Raw genomic sequence first — 12,152 nt, forward strand, 5'->3', positions numbered from 1 at the left:
ATTGGACTATGACAGTTATCAATCAGCCTACCTGTACACTGTTTACCGATACTGAACGTTTCACGCAGCTCTCAGGGTATTACGAGGCGGAGCGACGCACCGTCTGGATGATGCTGCGGGCTCAGCCGCGTCCTTGCTTCAACCATGCCTTAATTGAGGAGATCATGAACCTTTCCTGGCTGGTCCGTCAGTCGGGTTTTGCGGTCGATTTTTGGGTTACCGGCTCGCTTGTTCCTGAAATGTACAACGTGGGAGGGGACTTGCAGTTCTTCGTCGAGTGCATTCAGAACGGGCGGCGTGAAGCGTTACGGGCCTATGCCCGCGCCTGTGTTGATTGCGTCCATGCGGCATCAAGAGGGTTTGATACGGGGGCCATCACGCTGGCAATGGTCGAAGGCAGCGCATTAGGCGGCGGATTTGAGGCAGCGCTGGCGCACCATTTTGTCCTGGCTCAGCGTGATGCCCGGTTAGGTTTCCCGGAAATTGCCTTTAATCTGTTCCCGGGGATGGGGGGGTATTCTCTGGTCGCACGACGTTCAGGCATGAAGCTGGCGGAGGAGCTCATCTACAAAGGGGAATCCCATACGGCAGAATGGTACGAACAGCACGGGCTGGTGGATGTGCTGTATGAACCCGGGCAAAGCTACGTCTCGGTCAGGACCTTCATCGACACATTGCGGCCAAAACTGAACGGCGTAAGAGCCATGCTGCGTGCTCGTACGCGCGTTCTTCAGTTGCCACGCAGTGAGCTGATGGATATTACCGAAGACTGGGTCGATGCCGCATTCTGCCTTGAGCCGAAAGATATAGCCTACATGGAGCGTCTGGTGATGCTGCAAAACCGCCATCATGCGGCGGGCTTACGCAAGGCCAGCTAGCGCTGTTGTCGCGCCTGATAGCGTTTTAGCCATCGCTCGAATGCGGCAGCGGGCATCGGCTTAGCAAAAAGGAAACCCTGCCGTTCGTTGACGCCATTCTTAGTCAGAAAGGCGTCTTCTTTTGCATTCTCCACCCCCTCGGCGATCACCTGCAGATTCAGGGCCTGTGCCACTGCGACAATGGCGCGTACCAGAGACTGAGAGATGGACTGCTTATGAATATCTCTGACAAAAGATTGATCGAGTTTAATGGCGTCAATAGGAAAACGCGCCAGCTGGGAAAGGGAAGAGTAGCCCGTACCAAAGTCATCCAGATGTATTTGTGCCCCGAGTCGGCTGAATTGCTGGATCACCGAAAGCGCCAGCTCTTCGTTTTCGATGAGACAGCTCTCTGTTAACTCGACGTCGATAGGGCAGTACTCAAAATGCAGATCCTTAAGCGCCTGCTTTAAATCGCTGAAAATCGTCTGGTCGGCAAGCTGACGTGCAGAGACGTTCACGGCCACGCGCAGGTTAATCCCCTTGTCACGCCATTTCGCCACCTGACGAACCACGTCGAGCATCACCCAGCGCCCCAGTGGCACAATCAAACCGGACTCTTCGGCATAAGAGATAAATTCCAGCGGTGGGATCAAGCCGCGCTCCGGCGACTGCCAGCGGACCAGCGCCTCAAGACTTCTGACCTCACCGCGCCAGGTCATTTTAGGCTGGTAGTGAATCAGAAGCTGATCGTTATCCAGCGCTTTACGCAGATTGGTGTCCAGCCAAAGATACTCAAATACGCGCTGGTTCATTTCAGGGGAGAAGACGCAGAACTTACCCCTGCCATTTTCCTTGGCGGTGTACATGGCCGTATCGGCATTGCGAATCACACTTTCCCGATCGTTCCCGTGCTGCGGCGCGAGGGCGATCCCCAAAGAACAGCCGGTATATATCTCAATCAGCCCGATTCTGAACGGCTGGCGCAGGCGGGTCAGAATGCGCGACGCCATCGCTTCCAGCGAGCCCTGAGACGTATTCGTGGCCATCACGATAAACTCATCGCCGCCGAGCCGGGCCAGGACCTGCCCCTCGTCAAGGCAACTCAGAATGGCGAGTGCAACCGCCTGTAAGAGCTGATCGCCAAACATATGCCCGTAGGCATCGTTGACCTTTTTGAAGTTATCCAGGTCAAGATACACCACGCCAACCTGCGTTTCGCCCCGATGGTTGATGGCGTCTGAGATCTGTTCGTGGATGGCATTGCGGTTGGGTAAACCGGTGATGGTATCGGTATTGGCCAGCACGCGCAGGCGCTCCTGCGCCCGACGTTCCTCGGTAATGTCGGTGCCGGAGCAAATAAGAAATATTTCGTTTTTACCGCTGCCGCTGTGAACGAATTTGTTTCTGAACAGAAACAAGCGTTGTCCTTTCCGCGTCTTGATCCAGCGTTCAACTTCGTAGGAGCTGCCGTTACGGAAGAAACCGGTGATATTTCGCTTCGAGGCTGCCGCCTCGCTGCGACTCATAAACAATTTGAACACGTTCTGACCGATCACTTCCTGCTCTTTCAGACCGGTATACTCTTCGCTCAGGCGATTAAAACGCTGAATATTGCCGTGCTGATCGAGAATTACAATGACGGAATTCGCTTCCGAAACCACCTGTTCCGCGAAGGAGAGTCCTTGAGCGAGATCGCGTGCTACGGAGGGGGTATCGTTCCAGGCCGATGCCGTGCCGGCCCACTCGTTTCGGGTGATTTTGCGGCCGACAAGATGCACGGGAACCTCTTCGCCATACAGGGAGAGGTTCATTGAAATGCTGGAGGTAATTACCGTTAACTGGCGGATCAACGTGGCTTGTTCATCGTCCAGCGTCACCACCTGAGTCGCATCGGCATTTTCGCTGGCGGCAAGGTGCAGAGCGTTGCTGTCTGCCGACAATCGCCACCACGGACTGTGAGTACCCATGTAACGAAACAGCAAATTCTGCTCAAGATCGTCGATCATGATTTCTCCCGCTGCTACTCATTAGCGCACAAATTATTCATTTGCAGTCGACTTTTCCGTTGTGAAACAGCGGTAAAACCGAAGTGAACGTATTGTTTTTCCCTGCTTTCTTATAATAAAACGAGTCTGCCAAAAAAGAATACTGAGCATCCAGCTATTCAGGTGACCGAATATGACGGCACTCTTTTACTGTAGATAATTATGGCCATTTTGGGCGGGGGGAATCGGAAAATAGTCAGAAAAAATGATGAATTTGTGGGGCGGGTTAAAAAGAAAAATTGTCGGCCTTCCCGAACGGAAATGGCCGACAATTTAGCGGGTTATCAGACAGCTGGTCGCGCGATAATACTGCGGGTTTCCATGCGGACTTCAGCGATAGTTACGTCAATCACCTCAGTGACTTTGTAAACTGTTTCACCTTTAATCTGCACGGTGCCACTTTCCTGGCTACAGACCAGTTCGTCACGAACGGCATGCAGGAATGGGGCAGGGATAAAGGCGACAGCACCGTTATCCACCAGACGGACACGCATCCCGCCGCGGCTGATATCAATAATCTCCGCAGCGAAGCGGGTGTCGGTTCCGGCCTTATCCTGCAGGAAACGCGCGTACAGCCAGTCTCCAACGTCACGTTCCGCCATGCGGTTCAGACGGCGACGCTCTGCCATCTGCACGGTCGTGTCGTCCTGAGGGCGTGCAATCGTTTCGCCTTTGATAATCGCTTTCAGCAGACGGTGGTTAACCATGTCGCCATATTTACGAATTGGGGATGTCCAGGTGGCGTAAGCTTCCAGACCGAGGCCGAAGTGCGGGCCTGGTTCGGTGCTGATTTCAGCGAAGGACTGGAAGCGGCGAATACGGCTATCAAGGAAACCGGATGGCTGTGCGTCCAGCTCGCGGCGAAGCTTGCAGAATCCTGGCAGCGTCAGGACTTCTTCCGGATCAACATGCACATCGTGATTCTTCAGCAGGGCCGCCAGCGCTTCGGTATTGGCCGGATCGAATCCGGTGTGAACGTTGTAAATACCAAAGCCCAGCTTGTCGCGCAGCACGCGTGCGGCGCAAATGTTGGCGGAAATCATCGCTTCTTCGACGATGCGGTTAGCAATGCGTCGCGGCTCGGCCACGATATCCAGCACTTCGCCTTTCTCACCGAGAACAAAACGGTAGTCCGGACGATCTTTGAACACCAGGGCGTGGGTTGTACGCCATTCGCCACGCTTCAGGCAAATACGGTGCAGCAGACGAATCTGCGCCGCAATGGCATCAGATTCAGGTTTCCAGCTGCCGGTGTTTTCCAGCCAGTCAGAGACATTGTCATAGGCCAGCTTGGCTTTGGATTCGATGGTGGCGGCAAAGAATTCGATATCGTCTTCAATCGTCCCATCCGCGGCGATGGTCATGCGGCAGGCGAGAGCCGGGCGCACTTCATTTGGGCGCAGCGAGCAGAGATCGTCTGACAGTTCGCGCGGCAGCATCGGGATGTTAAAGCCTGGCAGGTAGTTGGTAAACGCACGGATTTTGGCCGTTTCGTCCAGTTTACTGCCTTGTGCAATCCAGGCGGTAGGATCGGCAATGGCGACGGTCAGATGCAGTTTGCCATCGGCGCTCTCTTCAGCGTAGAGCGCATCGTCCATATCTTCTGTGCTGGCGCTGTCGATGGTGACAAATTCCAGCGCAGTGAGATCGCGGCGCGTCAAACCTTCGTCCTGCATTTCAGTCGCCACGCCGTTCGGCGCTTCTTTTTCAAGATTATGGCGCGCCAGCGTGACCCACCACGGGACGAAATGGTCATCGCCAAAGGTGATGAACTGCGTCAGCTCTGCATAGAAACCACGGTCGCCTTTCAGAGGATGACGGCGCATTTCTGCTACGGCCCAGTCACCTTCTTTAAAATCATGCTCAACGCCGCGGGCGGCCCGGCAGGGAATGGCATCTTTCAACAGGGGATGATCCGGCACGATAGAAAGACGATCGTCTTTTCGCTGAACCTTACCGACAAAGCGGGTCAGGAACGGTTCAATCAGTTCTTCCGGCTCAGCGGATTCACGTTCCTTCTCTGTATGAATGACGGCCATGACGCGATCGCCATGCATCACTTTCTTCATCTGCGGTGGCGGAATGAAGTAGCTTTTCTGCGCGTCAACTTCAAGGAAGCCAAAGCCCTTTTCCGTGGCTTTCACGACCCCTTCTGCACGCGGCGTCTGGGAATGCAGTTGCTGTTTAAGCTGCGCTAGCAGCGGGTTGTCCTGAAACATAATGTTCTATTTTCGTAGCCATTGAGCGGCTGACAGTTTTACGCGATTCTCACTTCTACAGCAAGCGGTCTTTGGGGAATGCGTGTGGTTATTCCGCTTTGCCAGCCGCGACTTTTAGTCGATTAAGCCAGCCCTCAAACGCGCTTTGAGACAGGCGGTTGATCGCCTGGGCAACAGTCAGTCCTTCTTCCATGAGTGGGGTAAACTGCGCGGCACTGAAGCGGTCCGGCGAGCGTGTCAGCAAGTCGACTGCTGCCAAAAGCGACGGCGGGGAAAGCGCACTCTCTTCCCGGCTGTTTATCAGGATCTCTCCCGTCAGGTCGAGCAAGGTCGGTTCATGGCACAGGACGGGTGTCAGCGCCTCAAGCGCAGGTTCTGCCTGCCAGCGGGAGAGGGACTCAAGCTGATGCGCACTCGCATAGCGAAGCTCGACTACGGGAAGAAGCGTCACCCACGCACCGGCGCACGCTGGCAGAGCGTGCGGCTGAATATGATGGCCCGGCAACCAGCGAACGGGATGGCCAAGCAGAGCCTGAAAGACCGCCACCACGCGCGCCTGAAAACCGATAAAGCCGATGATCTGGTTAATCACCACAATGTCATAGATGGAGAGACCCACCTCATCAAGCTGGTTTCGCGCCTTGTCGTCAATGACATCCGGTGAGCTGGCGAGCTGACGGGCATACTGCGTGATTTGCGCCAGCCGCCGGTTACTTTCGCGGGAGGAGTCAGGACCCGGCAGCGGCGCAAGAAGGGCGGCGTAATGGTTGCATAGCCGCTGAACGCCACAGGCCTGCGCAACCGTCAACGCGGTACTTAACCGGTCATAGGCGCTGAGCGTTCGCAGACGATTGACGGGAAGTGAGAGGGGAAACAGCTGATGGCATAAGGCTCTGGCAGGGGCAAGCCAGCCGGTACAGGCGGCGACAATCTCATCGGGCAGGGCTAAATCGAGCAAAAAACGATCGTCAACGTTAGCGGCTTCGGGCACCAGGGGCAGCGCATCCGACTGCGCGTGGTTTGACTGGGTTTCGTGATACCAGTGGCCTTTGCCGGAAAAACGGCGTTGTTCCATGGGCGTTCCTTGATCTCAAAATGGCGATCAATATCCTGGCGTAACGCAGATAAAGGGAAAAATATTGTTAGGTGATAACAAATAGCAGAACGGAATAACGAGGGGATGGTGCGGGGGAAAACTCTCTTCCCGTGCGGGAAGAGAGTCTGAGCTTATTTAATTTCCAGCTCGTTCATTGCAGCGATGTTGAAGCCGCCGTCAACGTGAACCACTTCGCCGGAGATACCTGCGGACAGGTCAGAGCACAGGAATGCAGCAGAGTTACCCACATCCTCAATGGTAACAGTACGACGAATCGGGGTAACCGCTTCGCAGTGTGCCAGCATTTTACGGAAATCTTTGATGCCGGATGCCGCCAGGGTGCGGATAGGACCCGCGGAGATGGCGTTAACACGCACACCTTCAGGACCCATTGCGTTCGCCATATAGCGTACGTTGGCTTCCAGAGACGCTTTAGCCAGACCCATCACGTTGTAGTTAGGGATAGCACGTTCCGCGCCCAGGTAGGACAGGGTCAGCAGCGCTGCGCCCGGGTTCAGCATCGCGCGGCAAGATTTAGCCATCGCAACGAAGCTGTAGGAGCTGATGTCGTGAGCGATTTTAAAGCCATCACGGGTAACCGCGTTCACATAGTCACCGTCCAGCTGGTCGCCAGGCGCGAAGCCGATGGAGTGAACGAAACCGTCGAATTTCGGCCATGCTTTTGCCAGCTCAGCAAACATGCCATCGATGCTTTCATCTTGTGCAACGTCACATTCCAGAACGATGCTGGAACCCAGCTGCGCGGCAAACTCTTCAACACGGCCTTTCAGCTTGTCGTTCTGGTAGGTGAACGCCAGCTCAGCGCCTTCGCGATGCATTGCCTGTGCGATGCCGTATGCGATGGACAGTTTGCTGGCAACGCCAGTCACCAGAATGCGCTTACCGGAAAGAAAACCCATAGCTTTAATCCTTATATTCATTGCTTATTTTGCCTTGTAATTCATAGCGTTACAGGCAGTATTTCAAAATCATTCGAAATTAGCTCGAAATTATAGCCCACTCACAGCCCCTTGTGTCACGATATTTCTCGCCGATCGCCAAAGACGAATGCCCCAGAAGGTGAGGCGTGGGTTCAAAATTTCAGCATTCGTCCAGTATATCACCCGGCAGCAGCTTCGCCTCATCCAACCAGCGTGGATGCGCGATCCCTCACGACAGTGACCCTTTCCTGGCGCTTTCTATGAAACGCGCGATGACAATAAAGAAAACCGGGACGAAGAAGATCGCGAGAAGCGTACCGCTAATCATGCCGCCAAAGACGCCGGTGCCGATGGCGTGTTGTGTGCTGTCACTTGCGCCACTGGCCAGCATTAAGGGAACCACTCCCAACGTAAAGGCTAACGATGTCATCAAAATAGGGCGCAGGCGCTGGCTTGCGGCCTGTATCGTTGCCGCCACCAGAGGGTTTCCTTCACGATGCAACTGTCTGGCAAACTCCACAATCAATATGGCGTTCTTGGCAGACAGGCCTATCAGGGTGATAAGGCCGACCTTGAAGAAAACATCATTCGTCATGCCGGCAACAGACACGGCCATGACTGCACCGATCAGTCCCAATGGCACCACCAGCATGACGGCAAAAGGTATTGACCAGCTCTCATACAGGGCAGCGAGCACCATAAACACCACCAGAATCGACAGGGCGATCAGACCCGGGAGCTGCGACTGGGATTTTATTTCCTGCAATGAGCTCCCGGCCCATTCTCCCGCCAAGCCCTGAGGTAAATCCCTGGACAAATTCTCCATAACTTTCATTGCGGTACCGCTGGATTCACCTGTGGCCGCACTGCCGGTAATGCGGATAGCAGAATACCCCTGATAACGCGTTAGTTGCTGCGGTGCAACGTTCCAGGAGAGCGTCGCAAACGTTGACACTGGCACCCTCTGCCCCTGGCGGTTTTTAACGGATAATTTCAGGATCTGCTCAGGTTGCATTCGGTAAGGCGCATCGGCCTGGATAATCACCTGCTGAACACGCCCATTGTTCGTGTAGTCATTAACGTAGTTTGAACCCATGGTGACGGAGAGCGTCTGGTTGATTTCATCAAATGAGACGCCCAGAGCTTCCGCTTTTTCCCGGTCAATCTGAAGCGCCAGGCTAGTGCCTTCCGGCAGGCCGTCGATATACACGCCACTCAGTTCAGGGCGTTGATTCGCTTTCAGCACCAGCGCATCGGCCGCCTGCTTTAACGCCTCGTAGCCCAGTCCCGTTCTGTCCTGCACGTACCAGGTGAAGCCCGACGAGGTGCCCATATCCGAAATGGCAGGCGGGAGCAGGCTCATCGTTACGGCATCAGAGACGTTTGCCATACTGGCCTGCATATGGTCGGCTTCATCCTCGGCTGTAGAGCCGTGCCTTTCTTTCCAGTCCTTCAGCGTGGTGAACGCCATGGCCGAATTCGGTCCTGATCCTGAAAACCCAAAACCCAGGATCATAATGTTGCTTTCAATATCCGGTCGGGTCGCAATTTCCTGTTCAAATGTTTTTACTACTTTCAGGGTGCGCTGCATTGTGGCATCAGAGGGAAGCTGAATAGAGGACATAAAATAGCCCTGATCTTCGTCCGGCAGAAAGGATGAGGGCAGCGAAGACAATCCAAAAAATAGCGCAGCACAAAGCGCAACATACAGAAGCAGCATTCGGCCGGTTCGTTTCAGAACCGCGCCCAGGCCGGATTCGTACCATGTTGTCAGGGTATGAAAACGGGCGTTAAAGCCTACCGCGAACCTGCCGCCACTGTGTTTTTGCGCGCTGTGGGGCTTAAGCAATGTCGCACAAAGCGCGGGAGTCAGCGTGAGGGCAAGAAATGCCGACAACAGTATGGATACCGCCATGGAAATACAAAATTGTCGATAAATAATGCCTACGGACCCTTCAGCAAAACCCATGGGTATAAAGACAGCGGTAAGTACCAGCGTGATCCCGATAATTGCCGGGGTGATTTCGGCCATGGCCTCCCGGGTAGCGTCGCGCGGAGAAAGGTTTTTTTCTTCCATCAGCCGTTCAACGTTCTCCACGACCACAATGGCGTCATCCACGATAATCCCTATCGCCAGCACCATGCCGAACATGGTCAGAATATTGATCGAGTATCCACTCAATAGCATCACTGTGAAGGTGCCCAGTAGCGCGACGGGGGCCACAATCGCGGGGATAAGCGTACAACGTATTTTTTGCAAAAACAGCAACATAACGAGGAAGACAAGGACCATCGCTTCCACAAATGTTTGCACTACCTTTATGATGGACAGCTTTACAAACGGTGCGGTATCGAAGGGAACCGTAAACCCCATTCCTTCCGGCAACACCTGAGAAAGTTCGTCGATACGTGCACGTACGCCTGACGCCGTGCTCATCGCATTGGCGCCTGGCGACAACTGGATTGCCGCAGCCGTTGCCGGCACCCCATTTTCGCGGATACCGAAAGCGTAACTTTGCAGGCCAGACTCAATCCGCGCAACGTCGGACAGTTTCAGCCTTGCGCCAGACGCATCTGCTTTAAGGGTAATGTTTCTGAAAGCCTCTACAGAAGTGAGTTGCCCTTTCACTGTGATGGGATAGGTTACGCCTTGTCCTGCAGTTGCCGGTTCGTCTCCCGTTTTCCCCGGCGAAACAAGGGCATTTTGCTGACCTACAGCGGTAAGAACATCGCTCACCGAAAGCCCGTAACTTTGCAGCTGCATGGGATCCAGCCAGATGCGCAGCGCTTTTTCGCCACCAAACAGCTGAACTTTTCCGACTCCCGGCACACGGCGTAGTTCGTCGCTGACGTTGCGGGCAAAATAATCGCTTAAATCCGCCTCTTCAAATTTGCCGGTTGTGGACTTCAACCCCACCATCATTAAAAATTCGGAATTGGCCGCCTCGACGTTGATGCCATTTTGCCTGACCGCCTGCGGCAAACGTGGCTCTACAATCTTGATCTGGTTTTGAAGATCCATCTGTGCCAGCTTAATGTCTGTGCCGGGCTTAAAGGTCACGGTAATAGATGCAGAACCGGTTGTGTCGCTGGATGATTCGAAATAGAGCAAATTATCCACGCCCGATATTTCACGCTCGATGAGCGACACCACGGACGTATTCATGATATCGGGGCTGGCCCCCGGATAAGTGACAGAAATAATGATCCCCGGCGGTGCCACCGCCGGATACTGCGCAACCGGCAACCGGGATATAGACAGGACACCCGTCAGGACAATAAAAAGCGCCACTACCCAGGCGAATACGGGGCGTTCAATAAAAAAATGAGGCATTAAATTAACGTCCAGATACGTGAATTTCGTCATCGGCTGATACGCGTTTACCGATATCCCTGAGCTGAGAAAATTTCTCAAGAAGCTGCGGGGCGTCATCGAGACTTGTCGCGAACATCCACATGTATGTCATCACGGAATAAATATGTCCGGCGGTGATGCCAGCCGATTGCGTCATCCAGATAATGGTCAGCGTAAAAAGCAGGGCAACGAGTATACCCACCCATAAATAGCCCCACGCCTCCCGGTCCGATAACGCAATGCGTAAACGTGCAAGCGTGACGTAATGGCGGTGAAGGGTGGCGGTGCCTGCCTTATGAACATAATCAACTTCTTTCTCAAGACGATTATTCAGGCGCATGAATAACCATTCATTTTTACGGGCATATTCCGAGACAAATCCCATCAGAATGATGACGATTGCACAGCACATGATGCCGGCCCAGAATTCGATAAATAACAGCATGATTGCCGCACCAAAGAGAGAACTCAGCGAGGTAATAAGCAGGGGCAAGTGCATTTCAAAGAAATCCACATACTCGCGCGAGAGTGTGACCCTGGCGGCGATAGCCGAATGGTTAAGCTGGTATTTCCGCTGTGAAAGCACAACGGAGACCGCAAGCCCGGCATAAATACGAGCAAACGTTCGTGTATCAACACTCCGTCTTGTCGCACCTATGATCCACATACAGAGCACCATCAGTCCGTACAGTGCGGCGTTAAGTGTCTTACCCGCAAGAATGGCATTAATCGCGATGCCTGCCAGAACGGGATACAGTAAAAACATCACGTTTTCAGCCACGACAAGGAAAAAAGTCACAACCAGTTTTTTCCGGTGACGTACCGCGAGTTTTTTAAGTGAGTACATAACGCCAGCTGTATCTGGAGAACGACGATTGTTATTAAGGTTATTCATTCTGGGTAACAGGTTTCAGACTCTTTAAGTGAGTGTATTTTGAGCAATAAGGGTTGGCAGGAAGTCTACAACTCGCCTGTTTAGCGGAAATGGCAGTTTTATGGAGAGAGTGTGGAGCGCAACCGTGCGGTTGTTCAAATCATTCTCATAATGAGGTACAACGGCGAACCGCAGAAAAAAAGAATTAAATAACACTCGTAGTAAAACACCAAATCGTCGAAATCTGGCGTAGCGTTCAGCAGCACAGTGAACGTAATTATGAGATATATAAAAATCACCATTAGCCAGAAGGCGATGACAAGTAATTCAGTGAATGCACCTGCTTTGTTTTGTATTATCAGAGAGACAACCGACAAAGCGATGCAACCATAAATAATGGGAGAGGAGGGCAGCGTCGCGGCAACTTTTTCATCCATTTTATGCATCAACACCAGCCAGGTATAAAGTAATCCCCACGACAGCAGCAGGAACAGCGTATATATACCGATTTTCTTAGTAGAGAAATATTTCGAAAATTCCATGTTCATTATCTCAGCCAGATTCATAAAGCCTTAAAGAGACAGGGTTAATTCTCACCGTTCTATGAAAGAAGGGTTCTGCCCGAATAGCTATTCTGGCCAGGCATTGTCGAGTCTTTATTGACTGAATGTGTAGGCTGTGTGGAGGCATGGCCGGACATTTAAATTAGTGCTGGAAATTTTCATGGCTACGGCACTTTTTCCCGGAGGCTGTGTCTTATTG

8 protein-coding genes are annotated in these 12,152 nt (G+C 53.2%); 1 reads left to right on the top strand and 7 read right to left on the bottom strand.

Annotated elements, in window-relative coordinates:
- The first annotated feature begins 8 nt into the window (after window positions 1-8).
- Window positions 9-878, top strand: coding sequence for a crotonase/enoyl-CoA hydratase family protein (locus L977_RS19705; protein ID WP_014884079.1), 870 nt, complete (start codon window positions 9-11; stop codon window positions 876-878).
- Here the strand turns inward: L977_RS19705 and pdeR are convergent.
- The 7 genes from pdeR to crrC form a co-directional block, all read right to left on the bottom strand.
- On the bottom strand, window positions 875-2,866 hold the full coding sequence (pdeR, locus tag L977_RS19710; RefSeq protein ID WP_014884078.1) for a cyclic di-GMP phosphodiesterase: 1,992 nt from the start codon (window positions 2,864-2,866) through the stop codon (window positions 875-877). The genes L977_RS19705 and pdeR overlap by 4 nt on opposite strands.
- 323 nt (window positions 2,867-3,189) lie before the next feature.
- Window positions 3,190-5,124, bottom strand: coding sequence for an exoribonuclease II (locus L977_RS19715; RefSeq protein WP_023337374.1), 1,935 nt, complete (start codon window positions 5,122-5,124; stop codon window positions 3,190-3,192).
- 88 nt (window positions 5,125-5,212) lie between these two features.
- Complete coding sequence (locus L977_RS19720) at window positions 5,213-6,199, bottom strand: CMD domain-containing protein (protein ID WP_045269665.1); 987 nt, start codon at window positions 6,197-6,199, stop codon at window positions 5,213-5,215.
- Between the two features lie 152 nt (window positions 6,200-6,351).
- Complete coding sequence (gene fabI / locus L977_RS19725; protein ID WP_003856831.1) at window positions 6,352-7,140, bottom strand: enoyl-ACP reductase FabI; 789 nt, start codon at window positions 7,138-7,140, stop codon at window positions 6,352-6,354.
- Window positions 7,141-7,390: 250 nt separating this feature from the next.
- Entirely contained in the window at window positions 7,391-10,495 is a 3,105-nt protein-coding gene (locus tag L977_RS19730; RefSeq protein ID WP_047626732.1) for a multidrug efflux RND transporter permease subunit, read from the bottom strand.
- A gap of 4 nt (window positions 10,496-10,499) precedes the next feature.
- Complete coding sequence (locus tag L977_RS19735; protein ID WP_032629001.1) at window positions 10,500-11,411, bottom strand: ABC transporter six-transmembrane domain-containing protein; 912 nt, start codon at window positions 11,409-11,411, stop codon at window positions 10,500-10,502.
- Between the two features lie 134 nt (window positions 11,412-11,545).
- Window positions 11,546-11,938: a colistin resistant protein CrrC gene (gene crrC, locus L977_RS19740; RefSeq protein WP_100124566.1), complete on the bottom strand. Its 393-nt coding sequence runs from the start codon at window positions 11,936-11,938 to the stop codon at window positions 11,546-11,548.
- Between the last annotated feature and the right edge of the window lie 214 nt (window positions 11,939-12,152).

The sequence above is a fragment of the Enterobacter sp. ZOR0014 genome (genome assembly GCF_000798855.1).
Taxonomy (GTDB): domain Bacteria; phylum Pseudomonadota; class Gammaproteobacteria; order Enterobacterales; family Enterobacteriaceae; genus Enterobacter; species Enterobacter kobei.